We start from the raw sequence: 20,210 nt of genomic DNA, 5'->3' as shown, positions 1-20,210 counted from the left end.
CCTCTTTCAAAAATAAAAAAATGTTGCTAAACAACTATTAACAAGTATATCATGGGGATATTTAATCGTCAATAGTTTAAAAGCTTTCTTATTTAAGTTATAATCATATTTAGAATATTATAAAAGGATAAGGAGTTTAAAGTTAAAATGAGCAAATTATATTTTAGATACGGAGCTATGAATTCAGGTAAATCTACACACCTTATGCAAGTAGCACATAACTATGAGGAAAGAGGTATGGAAGTTATAATAATTAAACCATCTACTGATAAAAAAGGTGGAGATAAGGTTGTTTCAAGACTAGGTGTTGAGAGAGTTGTAGATATTTTAATAGATAATGATGAGAATATTATAGAAACAATTGAAGATAGACTTGAAAAAGGAAGAAAAATAGATTGTATAATAGTTGATGAAGTTCAATTTTTAAAAGCTCATCACATAGATGAATTATTTGAAATTGCAGTTGGTAAGGGAATACCAGTAATTTGTTACGGATTAAGAACAGACTTCCAAATGAATGGGTTTGAAGGAAGTGAAAGACTTTTATTATTAGCACATAGTATAGAAGAAATGAAAACTATATGTAGATGTGGAAGAAAAGCTATATTAAATGGAAGAATGATAAATGGAAAGTTCACATTTGAAGGAGAACAAGTGGCTATAGATTTAGTTGATAATGTAGAATATCAATCTCTATGTGGACAATGCTATTTTAAATATAAATATGGTAAGGATTCTGATAAGTAGTTAATGAAAGGATAGGGTTCAAATTATGAGAAAATGCCAAGTAGGCGGTCAAGCAGTATTAGAAGGCGTTATGATGAGGGGATCAAAAGGAACAGCCACAGCAGTTAGAACTCCAGAGGGAGATATAGAGGTTTCTTTTGAAAAAACTATACCATATACAAAGAAAAATAAAATTTTAGGACTACCTTTTATAAGAGGATTTGTAACTCTTATAGAGTCTTTAATTGTAGGATTAAAATCATTAAATTATTCAGCAAGTTTTTTTGATGATACAGAACCATCTAAATTTGAAGATTGGTTAAATAATAAATTTGGTGAAAAAGCTAATAATGTAATAATTACACTTACAATTATGCTTTCCTTTGTATTTGCCATAATTTTATTTGTAGCAATACCAACTGGAATTACTTTTTTACTTAAAAAACTTAATCTTCCAGATTGGAGTTTAAGTGCTATTGAAGGAATCATAAGTATTGGTATGCTTTTAGGATACATGTACTTAATGGGAAAAGTAGATGATATAGAAAGAGTATTTCAATATCATGGAGCAGAACATAAGACTATATTCTGTTATGAAAATGAAGATGAACTTACAGTTGAAAATGTAAGAAAATATCCTAGATTTCATCCTAGATGTGGAACAAACTTTCTGTTTTTAGTTGCTATTGTAAGTATATTTATATTTTCCTTTACTAAATGGGATTCAGTTGCTCAGAGAACGGCTATAAGAGTAGCAATGTTACCAGTAATATCAGGAATAACTTATGAACTTATAAGATGGCTTGGCAAATCTCAAGGAAATTTTGCAAAGATAATAGCAGCGCCAGGATTACAATTGCAAAAATTGACTACAAGGGAGCCTGATGATTCACAAATTGAAGTAGCGATAGCTTCTTTAAGGAGGGCTGAAGGATTGAAAGAACCAAATAAAAAAGTTGGAGAATTGTTAAATTTAGGAAATGAAACTTTAAAAGAAGTGGGTATAGATACATATATATTAGATACTCAATTATTATTAGGAAAAGTTTTAGAAAAAGATAAAATATGGCTTATAACGAATAAAAGTGAAGAAGTTAAAAAGTCAGATGAAATACATTTCTTAAACTTATTAGAAAAAAGAAAATCAAAAATGCCTATGCAATATATTTTAGGAACTTGCGAATTTATGGGATTAGATTTTTATGTAGAAGAAGGAGTTTTAATTCCAAGAGGAGATACTGAAATAATTGTAGAGGAAGTATTAAACAATATAGATGAAGATGCAGAGATTAATGTATGTGATTTATGTTGTGGAAGTGGAGCTATAGGCTTATCTTTAGCTAATTATAGAAAAAATATTATTGTAGATTTAGTAGATATAGATGATATACCAGAAAAAGTTACAAGAAAAAATATAAGAGAATTAGAATTATCAAAAAGATGTGGCTTTATTAAGAGTGATCTTTTAAGTGAGGTCATTAAAAAAGGAAATAAGTATGATATTCTAGTTTCTAATCCACCATATATAAGAACGGAAGTCATAAATACTTTAATGGAAGATGTTAAGGATTATGAGCCGCACTTAGCTTTAGATGGGGGAGAAGATGGTTTAATATTCTATAGAAGAATTATTGATGAATCTTTAGAAATATTAAAAGAAAATGGTATATTAGCTTTTGAAATAGGACATGATCAAGGTGAGGATGTTAAAAATCTTATGATTGAAAAAGGATACTACGATGTTAAGGTCATAAAAGATTTAGCTGGTTTAGATAGATGTGTTATAGGAAGAGTAAGCCTTGAAAGATAGCATAGTAGTGTGCTATAATTGTAAAATATGAAAATCTGTATACGGAGTGATAATAGATGATACTTGATAGATTAAATTTTATTGAAAATAAATATGATGAACTTTCAGTTAAGATTAGTGATCCTTCAATAATGGCTAACCAAAAAGAGTGGAGAAAGCTTTGTAAGGAACACGCTGACTTAGAAGTTATAGTTAATAAGTACAAAGAGTACAAAGAAGCGACAGAAGAATTAGAAGCTAACAAAGAGATGCTTTCAGAAGAAAGTGATCAAGAAATGAGAGAAATGATAAACTCTGAAATCAAGGACTTAACAGAAAGAAAAAAAGAATTAGAGGACGAAATACAAATTCTTTTACTACCAAAAGATCCTAATGATGATAAAAACGTATTTGTTGAAATCAGAGGTGGTGCTGGTGGAGATGAAGCAGCACTATTTGCAGCTAATCTTTTCAGAATGTACACTAAATACGCTGAAAAGAATAGATGGAAAGTTGAACTAATGAGTGCAAATGAAACTGACATTGGAGGTTTCAAAGAGGTTGTATTCATGATAAAAGGAGCAGGTGCTTATTCAAAACTTAAATATGAGAGTGGAGCACACAGAGTTCAAAGGGTTCCTGATACAGAAAGTTCAGGAAGAATACATACTTCAACTGCTACAGTAGCTGTTTTACCAGAAGTTGATGATGTAGAAATAGAAATAAACGATAAAGATATTAAAATAGACGTATTTAGAGCATCAGGTAATGGTGGTCAGTGCGTTAACACAACTGATTCAGCTGTAAGAATAACTCACTTACCTTCAGGATTAGTTGTTTCATGTCAGGATGAAAAATCACAGCTTAAAAATAAAGAAAAAGCTATGAAAGTATTAAGAGCAAGATTATTCGAGCAAGCTGAAGCTGAAAGATTAGCTGGTATTGCTGAAGATAGAAAGAGTCAGGTTGGTACTGGAGATAGAAGTGAAAGAATAAGAACTTACAACTATCCACAAGGAAGAGTAACTGATCACAGAATAAACATGACTTTATATAAATTAGATAGTTTCTTAGAAGGTGACATAGACGAAATATTAAATGCTCTAATTACTGAAGATCAAGCTCAAAAGATGAAAGCAATGGGTAATACTGAATTTTAATATACAAAGCCTTACATGAATAATGTAAGGCTTTAAAAATACATAGTTTTAAAATGGTAATTAAAGAGGAATATAATTATGGATATAGATAAAGCTATAAAAAAACAAAAAAAATCATATAAAAGATTCATGTTTGTTATGGTAATACTTCTAATATTATTACCTCTTTTGGTTTGTTTTTTTGAAGTTTATAAGGATTTTCTTATAGTATATTTAATCTTTTTAGAAATTTTTATAGTTATTGTTATGATTAAAAATTTTAATAATATAAGATTAGAATATACTTGTGAAAATGGAATTCTAAGAATAAAACCTAATGTGTTATCTAAATATAAGTATATATACTGCGATAGAGTAGGTTTAGTTCATACAGAAAATGAACTTGAAGATATGAAAATTATAATTGTCTTTACTAACAAAGGAAGAAAAGGTAAATTTGGAAAGCAAGTAGGAGAGTACTTTTGTAAAGTTCATCCTGGACTAAGCAAGGATTATAATAAGATGATTAAATTAAACAAGGAAACACAATGGTATTATATAATAATAAAAAGAGGGGCTTTAAAGAAATTTAAACTTTTAGATGACATTTATAAAAATTGTGTTACAGCAACTTATACAAATGATAGTATTGAAAATATAAAGATCGCAAGAGGTCAGAAGAATTTATAAAAGATGAAGGTGATATTGTTTTATGAAAACAAAAGTACAATTCATAAAAGATATAGATAAAGATATAAAATATTTAGAGGAAGCCGCTGAAATAATAAAAAATGGTGGTATTGGGGCATTTCCTACTGAAACAGTTTATGGATTAGGCGCAAATGCTTTAGATGGAGAAGCTGTTAAAAAGATTTTTGTGGCAAAGGGAAGACCGCAGGATAATCCTTTAATAATACATATAGCTGATAAAAAAGATATAGATAAATATGTTGCTGAAATACCTAAATATGCACAGGAGTTAATGGATAAATTTTGGCCAGGTCCTTTAACAATAATATTAAAGAAAAAAGATATAGTTTCAGATGTTACATCAGCAGGTTTAGATACAGTTGGCGTTAGAATGCCAAATGATGAAATAGCCTTAAAGCTAATAGAACTATCAGGAGTTCCAATAGCAGCACCATCAGCTAATATATCAGGAAGACCAAGTCCTACAGATATAGAAAGATGTGAAGAAGACTTAAATGGAAGAGTTGATTTTATAATAGGAGCTAAAAAAAGTGAAATAGGAGTAGAATCAACTATAGTAGATGCAACTGGTGAACATTTATGCGTTTTAAGACCTGGAGGCATAACTTTAGAGATGTTAAAGGACATAGATGAAGGAGTATATATAGATAAAGCTATATTAACTACTTTAGACAAAGACACAAAACCTAAGGCACCGGGAATGAAGTATAAACATTATGCACCAAAGGCAAAAGTTAGAATGGTTCAAGGTCCAATAAATAAAATGGTTGAAAAAATTAAAGAAATAGTGCATAATTACATAGATGAAGATTTAAAAGTCGGAATTATGGCAACTGATGAAACAATTTCTATGTACAATGAAGGAATAGTAAAATCATTAGGAACTAGAGAAGACTTAACTTCTGTAACAAAAAATTTATTTGAAATGCTTAGAGCTTTTGATGACTTAGGGGTAGATGTTATAATAACTGAGGCTTTTGAGGAAAAAGATTTAGGTGTAGCCATAATGAATAGATTAAAAAAATCCTGTGGATTTGACATAACAATAGTTTAAGAATATATATGGAAGGAGCTAGATAAAAATGAAACTTTTGAGAAAAAGGAACTGTTTTGAATTTATATTTTTTAAAAATTCTATATTTGTTTTTTTTGAAAGTTTAATACCTTTATTTAGTGTTCTTCCAGTTAATAAAAAAAGTGCTTTTTTATTTGACTTACTATTTAATTTTTTAAATTAAGTAGTGTTATTAGTCATTGAAAAAGCACTTTTTTTAAAATAATATATTAAAACAAACAGGTATAATGGAGGTTAATGAAATGAAAATAGCAATTGGTTGTGATCATGGTGGATTTAATTTAAAAAACACAGTGATAAAACATTTAGAAGAAAAAGGTATTGAGGTAAAAGATTTTGGTACATACAGCACAGATTCTTGTGATTACCCTGATATATCTATACAGGTTGCAGAAGCTGTAGCTAAAAAAGAATTTGAATATGGTATATTAATCTGCGGAACTGGTATAGGAATATCTATAGCAGCAAATAAAGTGCCAGGAATAAGAGCAGCATTATGTTCTGATACATTTAGTGCTCATGCAACAAGACAACATAACAATGCAAATATTCTAGCTATGGGTGAGAGAGTTGTAGGACCAGGATTAGCGTTAGATATAGTTGATACTTTCTTAAATTCAGAATTTGAAGGTGGAAGACACCAAAATAGAATAGATAAAATAACAGCTATTGAAGAAAAGTATTCAAAATAATTTGATAAAAAATATTTTTATATAAATTTTAGGAGGAAGATACAATGAGTAAAGTAACAGAAATAACACATCCACTTATATTACATAAGTTAGCGTTTATAAGAGATAAAAATACAGGGTCTAAGGATTTTAGAGAACTAGTAAGTGAAGTTTCTATGCTTATGGCTTATGAGGTAACAAGAAATCTTCCTATGGAAGAAATAGAAATAGAAACTCCAGTTTGTAAAACTAAATGTAAAGTTTTAGCTGGTAAAAAAGTTGCTATAGTTCCAATATTAAGAGCAGGATTAGGTATGGTAGATGGTATGCTACAACTTATTCCAGCAGCAAAAGTAGGGCATATAGGATTATACAGAGATGAAGAAACTCTTCAACCTGTAGAATATTTCTGTAAGTTACCACAAGACATAGCTGAAAGAGATGTAATAGTTGTTGATCCAATGTTAGCTACAGGTGGTTCAGCTGCAGATGCTATAACTCTTTTAAAGAAAAGAGGAGCTAAGCAAATAAGACTTATGTGTTTAATTTCTTCACCAGAAGGAATAGAGTTTGTACAAAAAGCTCATCCAGATGTTGATATATATGTTGCATGTATTGATGAGAAATTAAATGATCATGGATATATCGTTCCTGGATTAGGTGATGCAGGAGATAGACTATTTGGAACAAAATAGTTATAATTTAAATAGCTACTTAATTTTAAGTAGCTATTAATTATTTTTGGAGGTAAATGATTCATGGAAAAGATAAAAGTTTTAACTATCTTTGGAACAAGACCGGAAGCTATAAAAATGGCTCCATTAGTAAAAGAATTAGAAAAAAGACCGGAAATAGAATCAAAGGTTTGTGTAACTGCTCAACATAGAGAAATGTTAGATCAAGTTTTAGAACTATTTGATATAAAGCCTGACTTTGATCTAGACATAATGAAAAATCGTCAAACTCTTACTGGAATAACAAATAGAGTTTTAGAAGGATTAGAAAAAGTATTTACAGAAGAAAAACCAGATATGATACTTGTACATGGTGATACTACAACAACTTTTGCGGGAGGATTAGCAGCATTCTATCAACAAATAAGAGTAGGCCATGTTGAAGCTGGACTTAGAACTTTCGATAAATATTTCCCATTCCCAGAGGAAATGAATAGAAAGTTAACAGGTGCTTTAGCTGATTTACACTTTGCTCCAACTAAAGGATCAAAAGCTAACCTTTTAAGAGAAGGAATAAATGAAAATGACATAAAAATTACAGGTAACACTGTAATCGATGCTATGGAACATACTGTAGAAGATAACTATGTTTTTGAAAATGATGAATTAAATAAAATAGATTTTGAAAACAAAAAAGTTATCATGATAACTGCACATAGAAGAGAAAACTGGGGAGAAGGTATAGAAAATATCTGTACAGCTTTAAATAAAATAGTTGAAGATAATAAAGATGTTGAATTAGTTTACCTTGTTCACTTAAATCCAGTTGTAAAAGATGTTGTTTATAAAAATCTTGATGGTAAAGAAAGAGTACATCTTTTACCACCACTTGATACAAAAGAAACTCATAACTTAATGAATAAATGCTTTATGGTTATGACTGATTCAGGTGGATTACAAGAAGAAGCTCCTCATTTAGGAAAACCAGTATTAGTTTTAAGAGATGTTACAGAAAGACCAGAAGCTGTTCAATCAGGAACAGTTAAATTAGTTGGTACTGATGTTGAAAAAATATTAGAAGAAGCTAATTCACTTATAAATGATGAAAAAGCTTATGCCAAAATGAGTAAAGCTATAAATCCATATGGAGATGGTAAGGCTTCTGAAAGAATAGTAAAAGCTATTTTAAATTACTTTGGAAAAAATGATGAAGAAGTAGAAGAATTTATAAGTAAATAAGACTTTGTTAAAAAGTTTAATAAATATAATTTGAATAAATGGTATAAATAGACAGATATTTAGAATATTATAGAAATTTTAATAAAAGACTTCTATAATAAAGCTAAATTATCTGTCTTTTTTTTCGAAAAGAGAAAAAATAATAAAAAAGATTGTTTAAAATTTAACAAAAAATATTGAAAGCTAGTAAATTTATGGTTATAATTAAATCAGTTAGAAAAAATATAGATTTTTGATAAATTTTTACCTAAATGGGAGGTTTTTGATATGAGAGAGGTAGTTATTGCAAGTGCAGTAAGAACAGCATTAGGTTCATTTGGTGGTTCATTAAAGGATGTTCCTGCTGTAGATTTAGGAGCTTTAGTTATTAAAGAAGCTTTAAATAAAGCTGGTGTAAAACCAGAATGTGTTGATGAAGTTTTAATGGGAAATGTAATTCAAGCTGGATTAGGACAAAACCCTGCAAGACAAGCAGCTGTAAAAGCTGGTTTACCAGTTGAAATTCCTTCAATGACAATAAATAAAGTTTGTGGTTCAGGTTTAAGATGTGTTGCTTTAGCAGCTCAAATGATAAAAGCAGGAGATGCTGACGTAATAGTAGCTGGTGGTATGGAAAACATGTCACAAGGACCATATGTTTTAAGAACTGCAAGATTTGGTCAAAGAATGGGCGATGGAAAAATGGTCGATGCTATGGTCAATGATGCTTTAACAGATGCATTTAATGGATACCACATGGGTATAACTGCTGAAAATATAGCAGAACAATGGGGATTAACTAGAGAAATGCAAGATGAATTTGCTGCAAATTCTCAAATTAAAGCAGAAGCAGCTATAAAAGCTGGAAAATTCAAAGATGAAATAGTTCCAGTAGTAATTCCACAAAGAAAAGGTGATCCAATAGTATTTGATACTGATGAATTCCCTAGATTTGGAACAACTGCTGAAAAATTAGCTAAGTTAAGACCAGCATTCAAAAAAGATGGTACAGTTACAGCTGGTAATGCATCAGGTATAAATGATGGTGCTGCTGCATTAGTTGTTATGAGTGCTGAAAAAGCAAAAGAATTAGGAGTAACTCCAATTTGTAAAATAGTTTCTTATGGTTCAAAAGGATTAGATCCTTCAATTATGGGTTATGGACCATTCTATGCTACTAAAAAAGCTTTAGAAGGAACTGGATTAACAGTTGCAGATCTTGATTTAATAGAAGCAAATGAAGCTTTTGCAGCTCAAAGTTTAGCAGTTGCTAAAGATTTAGAATTTGATATGAGTAAAGTTAACGTAAATGGTGGAGCTATAGCTTTAGGACATCCAGTAGGAGCTTCAGGGGCTAGAATATTAGTTACATTACTTCACGAAATGATGAAAAGAGATGCTAAGAGAGGTTTAGCAACACTTTGTATAGGTGGAGGAATGGGAACTGCTTTAATAGTAGAAAGATAATAAGTTTACCATTATTATAATATATATTTTAAAGATACTATCCTATCTTGGGATAGTATCTTTTTTTGTGAAAAATTATTTAAAATTCATGTTTAAGTTTAAAAATATATTTAAAAAAATGCACTAATTTGAGAATAAAAATTCATATTAGAAAACAGATAATTTATTTAATTTCCTATAAAAAACATGAATAATAGTAAGAAGAATAGAAAAAAATAGGATTAAAGTAAAGAAAAATATTTAAAATATTAGATTTTGAAAAAAAAAAATAAAAAAATGTGAATAAATATTAAAAAGGTTATTCAAAACCTTTTAAGTTGTATGTTTTATTCTTAATAGTGGTTTAAAATTTTTTTGATAAAAAACCCTATAAAATATACAATTTTATAACAAAAACTTTTAAAAAAGGATTTCAAAATCGAAAATAGTAATCGAAATTTAATTTAAGTTCTTATATAGTAATTTAAAAATTCAGAAAAATGAAATGATAAATTCAAAAACATTCATAAATAATTTGTAAAAGAGTAAATGAGAGTTTTTAAGAGTAAAAATGAAGGAAATAGTTAAAATCACTTTAAAATATCAGAATATTAATAAATTCAACCAAAATTTAAATTTTATTAATATTAGATTCGGGAATATAATTAGTAAAGTAACATTGCGGAACTATGGAGGTTATATGTGAACGCTAAAATTAAAAGTTTAGTTTTTTCAATTACGAAGACTAACATTTTATTAACAATAATAGCAACCCTATTAATTAGTTTATTTAATTTTAGATTTGGGGTGGCTTTTTTAGTTGGAAGTGCAATTGCAACAATTAATTTTACAGCAAATGCAATTGTAATTAACAAAGTCATAAGTAATAGAAGAGGAGCTTTAAAGATACAATTAAGTTTTGTATTAAGAATGCTTTTGATTCTTTTATTTACACTAATCTTTATGAGAGATGTTAAGGAATTAGCATTTTATTTAATAGGATTCATTTTACACCAGATATCAATATTTATTTATACTAAAAAAAATAAGGCCTTATAAAAAACAATAAATAAATATTTATATACATATATAAATTAATACTAAGATAGAAAGGGAGTGATTCCGTGGATATCTTTGCACCATTGTTTACAGTTAAGATTGGTAGTTTGACAATAAGCAGTACAATTATTTTTCAATGGGCAGCAATGCTTCTTATAATAGTTTTTGCTTTATTATCAACTAGAAATCTTAAAAATAAACCAGGTAAGTTACAAGTTGTTTTAGAATCAATCTATCAAACAGTTTATAACTTAGTAAAGAGCAACATGGGGGAAAGTTATATTGGTTTTGTGCCTTATATAGGAACTTTAGCAATATTCCTACTTGTATTAAACTTTTATGGGTTAATAGGGCTTGCACCTCCTACTCAAGATTTAAGTGTTGCAGTGGCATTAGCAATTACTTCCTTTGTTGTTGTTCATGTTAATGCTATACGTAGATGTCATATTGGAGGATATATCAAAGGATATTTTAAGCCTTATCCACTAATGTTACCTTTAAACTTAATGGAGAGAATTATTTTCCCAGTATCTCTTGCACTACGTTTATTCGGTAATATGCTAGCAGCTACCTTATTAATAGACTTAATGTATTCAGGTTTAGGACACATAAGTTGGTTTGCTCAATTAGGTATGCCAATACTAGCACATGGTTTCTTCGATGTATTTGATGGAACAATACAAATGATAGTATTTACTATGTTAACTATGGTAAATATTAAAATTATAGCAGATCACTAAGAAAAGTTAATTAAACAAATCAAAGTAACTTTATTTGATTTGAAAAAGGAGGAATTTTTAATGGATATGAAGTTATTAGCAGCAGGTATCGCTGTATTAGCAGGTATAGGAGCAGGAATAGGTATAGGTATTGCAACTGCAGGAGCATTAGAGGCAACTGCAAGACAACCAGAAGCATCAGATAAGATTCAAAGTTTATTCATCATGGGAGCTGGTCTTTCAGAAGCAACAGCTATCTATGGATTAGTTGTTTCAATAATCTTATTATTCGTTGCTTAATATCAAATTACGTACTTTTTATTAAGAACTTGTAGTAATTAATAAATAAAGATAATAGAGTTAATATAATTGACTCCGAAGGGAGGCTGTGATTGATATATGGAAATAGATTTTATGAGAATATTAGCTACAATCATTAACTTTATAATATTAATTCTTATACTAAAACATTTTTTCTGGGACAAAATCAAAAGAGCCATCGATGCAAGACAAGAGGCTATAGATGAAACTATCTTAAAGGCCGATGAAGATGCAGAAAAAGCAAGAAGATTAAGATTAGATAATGAAAGAATTCTTAAATCTGCTAAAGAAGAAGGCAGAAAGCTTAGAGAAGAACAGAAAAAAGAAGCTGATAGAATTTATAAAGAAATAGTTGATGATGCTCATAGAGAAGCTGAGGCTATAATAAATAGAGCTAATATTGAAATTCAAAGAGAAGAAGAAAAAGTAAAATACGAGTTAAAGCAACAAGTAGTTGATATTTCTGTAATGCTTTCAGAGAAAGCACTTGGAGAATCTATTGATGAATCTAAACATAGAGAATTAATAAATGATTTTATTGAAAAGGTAGGTATCTAATTATGTATGAATATTTAGATCGTAGATATGCCTTAGCTCTATATGAAGTTGCAGAAGAAAAGAATAAAGTTGAAGAATACTTAAATGATTTAAGAGAAATCTGTGATATCATTTATGGAAATAATGAACTTTATGAAATAATAAAACATCCTCAAATTAGTACTGTAAGAAAGAAAAAGACTTTCAGAAACATATTTGAAGGAAAAATAGATGATGAGTTACTTTCATTTTTAATGGTTCTTATAGAAAAAGATAGAATACTTTATCTAAGAGAAAAATTAAAAGAAATGGAAAAAATTCATCTAGAGAGAAACAATACTTTACTTGCAGAGGTAAAAAGTGTTGTTCCATTAACAGAAGATGAAGTTACAAGACTTGTAGCAAAGTTAGAAAATAAATACTCAAAGAAAATTTTATTAAAGCAAGAAATAGATAAAAGTATCATTGGAGGACTTTATGTCAGAGTTGGCGATGATGTTATAGATGGTACTGTTAAATCTAGACTTGACGATATGAAACAGATAATGCTTAAGAGAGAATAGAGGTGAGTCTATGCATATTAAACCAGAAGAAATAACTTCTATAATCAAGAATGAAATAAAAAACTATGAAAAAGAGTTAGAAACTGTTGATTCTGGTACTATCATACAGATAGGTGACGGAGTTGCCAGAGTTTACGGGTTAGAAGAATGTATGGAAGGTGAACTTCTTGAATTCCCTAATCAAGTTTTCGGTATGGCTCTTAACTTAGAGCAGGATAACGTTGGTTGCGTTCTTTTAGGATCTGAAGAAGGTATAAAAGAAGGAGACATCGTTAAAAGAACTGGAAAAATAGTTGAAGTACCAGTAGGAGAGGACTTAATAGGTAGAGTTGTTAATTCATTAGGTCAACCTATAGACGGAAAAGGTCCTATTAAAAATGATGGATACAGAGCTATAGAAGTACCAGCACCAGGTATCTTAGAAAGAAGTTCTGTTAATGAGCCTCTACAAACAGGTATCAAAGCAATTGACTCAATGATACCAATAGGTAGAGGACAAAGGGAGTTAATTATAGGAGATAGACAAACAGGTAAAACTGCTATAGCTATAGATACTATAATTAACCAAAAAGGTAAAGATGTTATATGTATATATGTTGCTATTGGACAAAAACAATCAACAGTAGCTAACATAGTTAACACTTTAACTGAAGAAGGAGCTATGGACTATTCAATAGTTGTAACTGCATCAGCATCAGAATCAGCTCCATTACAATACATTGCACCATATTCAGGATGTACAATGGGTGAATACTTCATGAATAAAGGTAAGCATGTATTAATAATATATGATGACTTAAGTAAGCACGCAGTTGCTTATAGAACAATGTCACTATTAATTAGAAGACCACCAGGAAGAGAAGCTTACCCAGGGGATGTATTCTACATCCATTCAAGATTACTTGAAAGAGCTGCTAAGTTATCAAAAGAAAATGGTGGAGGCTCATTAACAGCACTTCCAATAATAGAAACATTAGCAGGAGACGTAACAGCATATATCCCAACTAACGTTATATCAATAACAGATGGACAGATATTCTTAGAAACTGAGTTATTCAACGCAGGACAAAGACCAGCTGTTAACCCTGGTATATCAGTTTCAAGGGTTGGAGGTAACGCTCAAATAAAAGCAATGAAACAAGTTTCTGGTACATTAAGACTAGAACTTGCTCAATATAGAGAGTTAGCATCATTTGCTCAATTTGGTTCAGACCTTGATAAAGATACTCAAGCAAGACTTGAAAAAGGTAAGAGACTTATCGAGATCTTAAAACAAGATCAATATAAGCCAATGGCAGTTGAAAAACAAATTATGATAATATACGCTGCAGTTAACAATTTCTTACTAGATATCAAAGTTTCAGATATTAAGAGATTTGAAAAAGAATTCTTAGAATATATGGATACTCATCATAGAGAAATTGGTAAAGCTATATTAGATAAGAAAGTTTTAGACGATGAATTAAAATCTGCTTTAGAAAGTGCTATAGTAGAATTTAAAAAAATATTCTTAATGTAAAATAAGAGCATAGCTTTTTAATTAAAGCTATGCCCACATTTTTAAGAATGGAGGTGGAGCTTAAATGGCAGGTGCAGGACTTTTAGAAATTAAAAGAAGAATAAAAAGTATCAAAAACACAAGAAAAATAACAAAAGCTATGGGACTTGTTGCCACTTCTAAGTTAAGAAAAGCTAGACAAAAACTAACTGAAAACAATCAATATTTTAGTAGTCTAGATGAAATTGCTAGAGAATTAATCGGATCATTAAATAGCAATAATAATCCTTTACTTAAACCCAATGATAATCCTAAAAAGTTAATAATATTATTAGCATCAGATTCAGGATTATGTGGTGGATTTAATGGTAATACTGCGGCTTTTGTAAGAGATAACTATGAAAATAATCTTGAAAACATAGAAGCAGTAGTAGTAGGAAAAAAAGGTATCCATTATGTTAAGAAAAACAAGATTTCTACTTTAGCAGAATATGTTGATTTAGGAGATACACCAAACGTTGGTGATGCATCAACTATAGTGAATAAAGCTGTTAAAGAATTTACTGATGGAAATTTTGGAGAAGTAAGTTTAGTTTATACTAAATTCTTTTCACCTGTTAAGCAAGAGGTTGTTGAAGAAAAATTATTACCACTAGACTTAACTGGAGAAAAAGGTAAAGTTTCTTTCTTAATCGAACCTGATGAGGATGAAATAATAGATTCATTAGTTTCATCATACTTAAAAGGTAAATTCATGAATGCTATGTTTAATTCAAAAGCTAGTGAACAAAGTGCTAGAATGCAGGCAATGGACGGAGCAACTAAAAATGCCGATGATTTATTAAACTCATTAGATGCTAAGTACAATAGAATAAGACAAAGTATCATAACACAAGAGATATCAGAAATCGTTGGTGGAGCAGAAGCACAAAAATAAGGAGGTACTCAAAATGTCTAATAATATAGGTAAAGTAGTTCAGGTTATTGGACCAGTTGTAGATATAAAATTTGCAAATGATGAACTTCCTAATATATTTAATGCAATACACATAAAAATGGACGATGGAAAAATCTTAGTTTGTGAGGTAGAGCAACACGTAGGAGACGATATAGTTAGAACTATAGCTATGGAAGCTACTGAAGGACTAAGAAGAGGTGTAGAAGCTGTTGATACAGGAGCACCTATATCAGTACCAGTTGGTGAATGCGTATTAGGAAGAATATTTAACGTATTAGGTAAACCACTAGATAGTGGAGCTGAAGTTAATAACGAAGAAAAATATCCAATTCATAGACCAGCTCCATCATTTGAAGAACAATCAGTTGTTCCTCAAATGTTTGAGACAGGAATAAAGGTTATCGACCTTTTAGCACCTTACCAAAGAGGGGGAAAAATCGGTCTATTTGGAGGTGCAGGTGTTGGTAAAACAGTTCTTATCCAAGAGCTTATAAACAACATAGCTAAAGAGCACGGTGGACTTTCTGTATTCACAGGAGTTGGAGAAAGATCAAGAGAAGGTAATGACCTTTACTATGAAATGATGGAATCAGGAGTTATAAAAAATACAGCATTAGTATTTGGACAAATGAACGAACCACCTGGAGCAAGAATGAGAGTTGCTTTAACAGGACTTACTATGGCTGAGTACTTCAGAGACCAAGGTCAAGACGTGTTATTATTCATAGATAACATATTCAGATTCTCACAAGCTGGATCAGAGGTTTCAGCTTTATTAGGAAGAATACCATCAGCTGTTGGTTACCAACCAACTCTTGCTACAGAGATGGGAGCTCTTCAAGAGAGAATCACATCAACTACCCATGGATCAATTACATCAGTTCAAGCGGTATACGTACCAGCCGATGACTTAACTGACCCAGCTCCAGCTACAACATTCAACCACCTTGATGCTAAAACAGTTTTATCAAGAAGTATAGCTGAAATAGGTATTTACCCAGCTGTTGATCCTCTAGATTCTTCATCAAGAATATTAGACCCAAGAGTTGTTGGAGAAGAACACTATGAAGTTGCTTCAAAAGTTAAGCATATATTAGAAAGATATAAAGAACTTCAAGATATCATAGCTATCCTTGGTGTTGATGAGCTTGCAGATGAAGATAAATTAATAGTTGCTAGAGCAAGAAGAATACAAAAATTCTTATCACAACCATTCACAGTAGCAGAGCAATTTACTGGAATGCAAGGTAGATATGTTCCAATAAAAGAAACTATAAGAGGTTTCAAAGAAATATTAGAAGGTAAACATGACAATGTTCCTGAATCAGCTTTCTTATTTGCTGGAACAATAGAAGAAGTACTAGAAAAAGCTAGAGCAATGGCCCAATAAAAGGGGTGAATAAAAATGAATAAATTTAAGTTAATTGTTACAACACCAGAAAGAGTTCTTATTTCAGGTGAAGTTTCAAGAGTCTTATGTAAAAATGCTGTTGGTGAGTTTGAAATATTAGCTGGTCACCAACCTTATTTAACAGCAACTGTTCCTACTGTTACAAGAATAGATGATGAGAATGGTGAAAGTAAATACTTATTTACTTCAACAGGATTAATGAAGGTTCAAAATAATGAAGTTACTTTTTGTGTAAATTCAGCAGAATGGCCTGAAGAAATCGATGAGGCAAGAGCTATGAATGCTAAGCAAAGAGCAGAGGAAAGATTAAAAAATAAGACTGATGAACTAGATGAAAAGAGAGCTAAGTTAGCCTTAGCAAGAGCTATGTCTAGATTAAAGTTAAAAGAAATGTAATTTATATAAAGCATACAGGAAACTGTATGCTTTTTTTATTATGATTATTCTTCTTAATAAATATTTTTATGTAATTAATAGAACTTTTTCAGATTATTATAATATATTGATAATATAACAGGAAGTAAATGTATAAAAATACTACTCTTGACAATAATTAGATTGGAGGGGTGGTATATTAATGAATAATAATATTTTTATAGCAGCATTATTTTGTTTCTCGCTTATTTTTAGTCCAAGCACTATGAACTTAGATAACAAAGTTTATTCTAAGGTGGAAGAGGAAATTTGTAATATAGAAGAGTATGGTATGAAAATAGAATATATTACAGATGAAAATATAAAAGATGAGTTTAACAATATTAGTGATTATATTAAAATTGAAGATTTTGATAGTATAGTAGAAAAAGAAAATGAGATATATTTAAATACTTCAAAAGAGCAATTTAATTTAGATATTAATCTAATAGAAGAAAATTCAAAAAGTAGAGTTCAAATAGTAATTGTTTCTAAAAATAGAATTGATTTTAATGATATTAAGGAATATTTTCAAGTTATTCATAATAAAAACATGAAAAATATAAAATATTATACTTATATAAAAGGGAATATTAGAGAGAATAATAATATAGATGAAATTGAAGAAAAACTTATAAAATCGATTGGTAAGAGTAAGGTAAAGAAAAACAAAAGAATAAATCTAGAGAAAGGCACTACAGGAATAATTAATCTTAAGAGTGATTACCAGTTTAATTACTCCATTATGACATATGAGGAAGATAGGAAGTTGATTTTAGGAACTCCTATTATATTCACAACATATTAAAATAATTTTAATGGAGGATAATATGGATAAAATAGTAGTAAAAGGTGGAAAGAAATTAAAAGGAGAAGTAAATATAAATACAGCTAAGAATTCAGTTTTACCAATAATCGCAGGAAGTATATTAGCTACTGATGGTGTACTAATAAATGAATTACCAATGTTACAAGATGTTTTTACAATTTGTAATGTTATGGAGCAATTAGGATATGATTTGAAAATAGATAAGAAAGAAAATAAATTAATTGTACCACCATTAAATAAAGATCCTTTAATTCCAAGTGAGGATTTAGTTAAAAAAATGAGAGCTTCATTTTTAATAATGGGGCCAATGATAGCTAAATATGGGGAGTTTAAATTAGCTAGGCCAGGTGGATGTAATATAGGTTCTAGGCCTATAGAATTACATTTGAAAGGGCTTAGAGCATTAGGTGCTGAAGATAGTAATTGTGGCAATGGATTTGTATGTATAAAGGCAAAAAAATTAACAGGAAGTAAAATATATTTAGACTTTCCATCAGTTGGAGCAACAGAGAATATAATGATGGCAGCAACTATGGCTAAAGGGACTACGGTAATTGAAAATGCAGCTCAGGAGCCAGAAATAACTGATTTAATTAATTTTTTAAATTCTATGGGAGCTAAAATTTATATTGAAAAACCAGGTAAAATAATAATAGAAGGTGTTGATTCATTAACTTCAACTGAGTACACTCCTATATATGATAGAATAGAAGCTGGAACATTTATGGTTGCAGCAGCAATAACAGGATCAGAAATAAAAATAAATGGAGTAAATAAAGATCATTGTTCAGCTATAATATCTAAGTTAAAAGAAGCTGGAACAGAGTTTTTTGATATCCATAATGATGAAAATAGTATAATAGTAAAGGGTAATGAAGAAATAAAGCCAATTAATATAAAAACAATGCCTTATCCAGGATATCCTACTGATATGCAATCACAAATGATGAGTTTATTGAGCATAGCAAAAGGAAGCAGTATCATAACTGAAAGTGTTTTTGAGAATAGATTTATGAATGTAGATGAATTAAGACGTATGGGTGCAAACATACAAGTAGAAGGAAGAACGGCTTTAATTGAAGGAGTAGATAACCTCACTGGATGTGAAGTTAAGGCAACTGATTTAAGGGCAGGAGCTGCTTTGATTTTAGCTGGACTTGTAACAAAGGGAGAGACAATAGTTACTGATATATATCATATAGATAGAGGTTATGTTGAAATAGAAAATAAGTTCAGGGCCTTAGGTGCTGACATAAGTAGAATATAAGTCAACAGCAGTGCTGTTGACTTTTTTTACTTTAAATAATTTTATTATAAGTTCGAGTTTTAGAAAACTTAGCATATACATAAACTGTATTAATAAGTTTTAGGAGGATTTATGATAAATAGAAAAATTTTAGAATCAGTAATTTTTATTGTAACAATTATAGTGAGTATAGTTTTTATACCAATACTTTTTGGTTTTTTATCTAGTTCAAGTATGGCTGAAAGTAATAATAAAGTAGAGAAAGTTAAAAATAAAAAGTTAGTTGATGTAGTTAACTTAAAGGAAGTTGAAGTTTACATATCTAAAGAAAATAAAGTGGAAAAAGTACCATTAGAGGAATATGTCTTATCTGTAGTTTCAAGTGAAATGCCAGCTACTTTTCATGAAGAGGCATTGAAAGCTCAGTCTATTTTAGCAAGGACATTTGTTATAAATAAATTAATTACTGGATGTAACAATATAAAGGAAGGAAATATATGTGATACTACTCATTGTCAAGCATATTTAAATATTAATGAAAAGAAAAAAGCTTGGGGTAAAGATGGGGATGAATATTTAAAAAAATTAAAAAAAGTTGTTAAAGAAACAGAGGGGAAAGTTCTATCATATAATGATCAGTTAGTAAAATATCCTCAATATTTTTCTACAAGTTCAGGAAATACAGAGGATGCAGTTGCTGTATTTTCAGAAGATGTACCTTACTTAAAGTCAGTTGAAAGTCCAGGGGAAGAAATATCACCTAAATATGAGAGTGAAATCAGTATTTCTATAAGTGATTTTAAGAGTAAAATTAAAAAATCTATTCCTAATAGTGATTTAGGAAATAATATAACTGAAGAAGTTAAAATATTAAATAGGAACACAGGAGGAACTGTAAATGACATAAAAATAGGGGAAGCTACCATTAAGGGGAAGGAATTTAGAAAAATATTTGGACTAAATTCTGCCAATTTTACATTGGAAGTTTTAGATGACAACATAAAAATAAAATGTTTAGGATATGGACATGGTGTTGGCATGAGTCAATGGGGAGCTAATGTAATGGCAAAGGAAGGCAGTAAATATGATGAAATATTAGAACATTATTTTAAAGGAAGTAAAATTGAAGAAAGTAATAAAATTTTAATAGAGTAATAAGAAGAACAAGCAAATAAATTTTGCTTGTTCTTTTTTTATAAAAAAGAT

At 29.7% G+C, this 20,210-nt stretch carries 21 protein-coding genes; all 21 read left to right on the top strand.

Annotated elements, in window-relative coordinates; all coding sequences use genetic code 11:
* The first annotated feature begins 147 nt into the window (after positions 1 to 147).
* Positions 148 to 747, top strand: coding sequence for a thymidine kinase (locus CPF_RS12035; RefSeq protein WP_003452353.1), 600 nt, complete (start codon positions 148 to 150; stop codon positions 745 to 747).
* 25 nt (positions 748 to 772) lie between these two features.
* On the top strand, positions 773 to 2,536 hold the full coding sequence (gene prmC, locus CPF_RS12030; RefSeq protein WP_003457428.1) for a peptide chain release factor N(5)-glutamine methyltransferase: 1,764 nt from the start codon (positions 773 to 775) through the stop codon (positions 2,534 to 2,536).
* Between the two features lie 56 nt (positions 2,537 to 2,592).
* The gene (prfA, locus tag CPF_RS12025; protein ID WP_003452315.1) at positions 2,593 to 3,675 is read left to right on the top strand and encodes a peptide chain release factor 1; all 1,083 of its coding nucleotides are present in this window, start codon (positions 2,593 to 2,595) and stop codon (positions 3,673 to 3,675) included.
* A 78-nt stretch (positions 3,676 to 3,753) separates the two neighbouring features.
* Positions 3,754 to 4,344: a hypothetical protein gene (locus CPF_RS12020; protein WP_003452379.1), complete on the top strand. Its 591-nt coding sequence runs from the start codon at positions 3,754 to 3,756 to the stop codon at positions 4,342 to 4,344.
* A gap of 22 nt (positions 4,345 to 4,366) precedes the next feature.
* Positions 4,367 to 5,419 (top strand): L-threonylcarbamoyladenylate synthase, encoded by a 1,053-nt coding sequence (locus CPF_RS12015; protein ID WP_003457388.1) that lies wholly within the window; start codon positions 4,367 to 4,369, stop codon positions 5,417 to 5,419.
* 263 nt (positions 5,420 to 5,682) lie between these two features.
* Positions 5,683 to 6,132 carry a ribose 5-phosphate isomerase B gene (gene rpiB / locus CPF_RS12010; RefSeq protein ID WP_003457391.1) on the top strand — a complete coding sequence of 150 codons (450 nt, stop codon included), beginning with the start codon at positions 5,683 to 5,685 and terminating at the stop codon, positions 6,130 to 6,132.
* Between the two features lie 44 nt (positions 6,133 to 6,176).
* Complete coding sequence (upp, locus tag CPF_RS12005) at positions 6,177 to 6,806, top strand: uracil phosphoribosyltransferase (protein ID WP_003452430.1); 630 nt, start codon at positions 6,177 to 6,179, stop codon at positions 6,804 to 6,806.
* A gap of 63 nt (positions 6,807 to 6,869) precedes the next feature.
* Positions 6,870 to 8,024, top strand: a complete 1,155-nt coding sequence (gene wecB, locus CPF_RS12000; protein WP_003452343.1) for a non-hydrolyzing UDP-N-acetylglucosamine 2-epimerase — start codon at positions 6,870 to 6,872, stop codon at positions 8,022 to 8,024.
* Positions 8,025 to 8,291: 267 nt separating this feature from the next.
* A complete protein-coding gene (locus CPF_RS11995) occupies positions 8,292 to 9,470 on the top strand; it encodes an acetyl-CoA C-acetyltransferase (RefSeq protein ID WP_003457425.1) in 1,179 nt (392 codons plus the stop codon).
* A gap of 681 nt (positions 9,471 to 10,151) precedes the next feature.
* Positions 10,152 to 10,508: an ATP synthase subunit I gene (locus tag CPF_RS11990; protein ID WP_003482158.1), complete on the top strand. Its 357-nt coding sequence runs from the start codon at positions 10,152 to 10,154 to the stop codon at positions 10,506 to 10,508.
* Between the two features lie 65 nt (positions 10,509 to 10,573).
* The gene (locus CPF_RS11985; RefSeq protein WP_003452429.1) at positions 10,574 to 11,248 is read left to right on the top strand and encodes a F0F1 ATP synthase subunit A; all 675 of its coding nucleotides are present in this window, start codon (positions 10,574 to 10,576) and stop codon (positions 11,246 to 11,248) included.
* A 60-nt stretch (positions 11,249 to 11,308) separates the two neighbouring features.
* A complete protein-coding gene (gene atpE / locus CPF_RS11980; RefSeq protein ID WP_003452423.1) occupies positions 11,309 to 11,527 on the top strand; it encodes an ATP synthase F0 subunit C in 219 nt (72 codons plus the stop codon).
* 99 nt (positions 11,528 to 11,626) lie between these two features.
* Positions 11,627 to 12,106: a F0F1 ATP synthase subunit B gene (locus CPF_RS11975; protein WP_003452454.1), complete on the top strand. Its 480-nt coding sequence runs from the start codon at positions 11,627 to 11,629 to the stop codon at positions 12,104 to 12,106.
* Positions 12,107 to 12,108: 2 nt separating this feature from the next.
* Positions 12,109 to 12,648, top strand: a complete 540-nt coding sequence (locus CPF_RS11970) for a F0F1 ATP synthase subunit delta (protein ID WP_003457416.1) — start codon at positions 12,109 to 12,111, stop codon at positions 12,646 to 12,648.
* A 10-nt stretch (positions 12,649 to 12,658) separates the two neighbouring features.
* Positions 12,659 to 14,167 (top strand): F0F1 ATP synthase subunit alpha, encoded by a 1,509-nt coding sequence (gene atpA / locus CPF_RS11965; protein ID WP_003452357.1) that lies wholly within the window; start codon positions 12,659 to 12,661, stop codon positions 14,165 to 14,167.
* A gap of 64 nt (positions 14,168 to 14,231) precedes the next feature.
* Positions 14,232 to 15,083, top strand: coding sequence for an ATP synthase F1 subunit gamma (atpG, locus tag CPF_RS11960; protein WP_003452288.1), 852 nt, complete (start codon positions 14,232 to 14,234; stop codon positions 15,081 to 15,083).
* A 13-nt stretch (positions 15,084 to 15,096) separates the two neighbouring features.
* On the top strand, positions 15,097 to 16,494 hold the full coding sequence (gene atpD / locus CPF_RS11955; RefSeq protein WP_003452277.1) for a F0F1 ATP synthase subunit beta: 1,398 nt from the start codon (positions 15,097 to 15,099) through the stop codon (positions 16,492 to 16,494).
* 15 nt (positions 16,495 to 16,509) lie between these two features.
* Complete coding sequence (locus tag CPF_RS11950) at positions 16,510 to 16,911, top strand: F0F1 ATP synthase subunit epsilon (RefSeq protein ID WP_003452358.1); 402 nt, start codon at positions 16,510 to 16,512, stop codon at positions 16,909 to 16,911.
* Positions 16,912 to 17,092: 181 nt separating this feature from the next.
* A complete protein-coding gene (locus CPF_RS11945) occupies positions 17,093 to 17,737 on the top strand; it encodes a hypothetical protein (protein ID WP_003457349.1) in 645 nt (214 codons plus the stop codon).
* A gap of 22 nt (positions 17,738 to 17,759) precedes the next feature.
* Complete coding sequence (gene murA, locus CPF_RS11940; RefSeq protein ID WP_003457368.1) at positions 17,760 to 19,025, top strand: UDP-N-acetylglucosamine 1-carboxyvinyltransferase; 1,266 nt, start codon at positions 17,760 to 17,762, stop codon at positions 19,023 to 19,025.
* A 111-nt stretch (positions 19,026 to 19,136) separates the two neighbouring features.
* Entirely contained in the window at positions 19,137 to 20,159 is a 1,023-nt protein-coding gene (gene spoIID / locus CPF_RS11935; protein WP_003457347.1) for a stage II sporulation protein D, read from the top strand.
* Positions 20,160 to 20,210 lie beyond the last annotated feature (51 nt).

The sequence above is a fragment of the Clostridium perfringens ATCC 13124 genome (assembly GCF_000013285.1).
Classification (GTDB): domain Bacteria; phylum Bacillota; class Clostridia; order Clostridiales; family Clostridiaceae; genus Sarcina; species Sarcina perfringens.
The sequence above is the reverse complement of the archived record's forward strand: the minus strand, read 5'-3'. Positions and strand labels throughout refer to the sequence as shown.

Coding starts and splice junctions, on each gene's coding strand:
- CPF_RS12035 (WP_003452353.1), top strand. CDS start 148: ATGAGCAAATTATATTTTAGATACGGAGCTATGAATTCAGGTAAATCT.
- prmC (WP_003457428.1), top strand. CDS start 773: ATGAGAAAATGCCAAGTAGGCGGTCAAGCAGTATTAGAAGGCGTTATG.
- atpG (WP_003452288.1), top strand. CDS start 14,232: ATGGCAGGTGCAGGACTTTTAGAAATTAAAAGAAGAATAAAAAGTATC.
- murA (WP_003457368.1), top strand. CDS start 17,760: ATGGATAAAATAGTAGTAAAAGGTGGAAAGAAATTAAAAGGAGAAGTA.
- CPF_RS11945 (WP_003457349.1), top strand. CDS start 17,093: ATGAATAATAATATTTTTATAGCAGCATTATTTTGTTTCTCGCTTATT.
- CPF_RS12020 (WP_003452379.1), top strand. CDS start 3,754: ATGGATATAGATAAAGCTATAAAAAAACAAAAAAAATCATATAAAAGA.
- CPF_RS11950 (WP_003452358.1), top strand. CDS start 16,510: ATGAATAAATTTAAGTTAATTGTTACAACACCAGAAAGAGTTCTTATT.
- CPF_RS11975 (WP_003452454.1), top strand. CDS start 11,627: ATGGAAATAGATTTTATGAGAATATTAGCTACAATCATTAACTTTATA.
- atpA (WP_003452357.1), top strand. CDS start 12,659: ATGCATATTAAACCAGAAGAAATAACTTCTATAATCAAGAATGAAATA.
- rpiB (WP_003457391.1), top strand. CDS start 5,683: ATGAAAATAGCAATTGGTTGTGATCATGGTGGATTTAATTTAAAAAAC.
- upp (WP_003452430.1), top strand. CDS start 6,177: ATGAGTAAAGTAACAGAAATAACACATCCACTTATATTACATAAGTTA.
- prfA (WP_003452315.1), top strand. CDS start 2,593: ATGATACTTGATAGATTAAATTTTATTGAAAATAAATATGATGAACTT.
- atpE (WP_003452423.1), top strand. CDS start 11,309: ATGGATATGAAGTTATTAGCAGCAGGTATCGCTGTATTAGCAGGTATA.
- wecB (WP_003452343.1), top strand. CDS start 6,870: ATGGAAAAGATAAAAGTTTTAACTATCTTTGGAACAAGACCGGAAGCT.
- spoIID (WP_003457347.1), top strand. CDS start 19,137: ATGATAAATAGAAAAATTTTAGAATCAGTAATTTTTATTGTAACAATT.
- atpD (WP_003452277.1), top strand. CDS start 15,097: ATGTCTAATAATATAGGTAAAGTAGTTCAGGTTATTGGACCAGTTGTA.
- CPF_RS12015 (WP_003457388.1), top strand. CDS start 4,367: ATGAAAACAAAAGTACAATTCATAAAAGATATAGATAAAGATATAAAA.
- CPF_RS11970 (WP_003457416.1), top strand. CDS start 12,109: ATGTATGAATATTTAGATCGTAGATATGCCTTAGCTCTATATGAAGTT.
- CPF_RS11995 (WP_003457425.1), top strand. CDS start 8,292: ATGAGAGAGGTAGTTATTGCAAGTGCAGTAAGAACAGCATTAGGTTCA.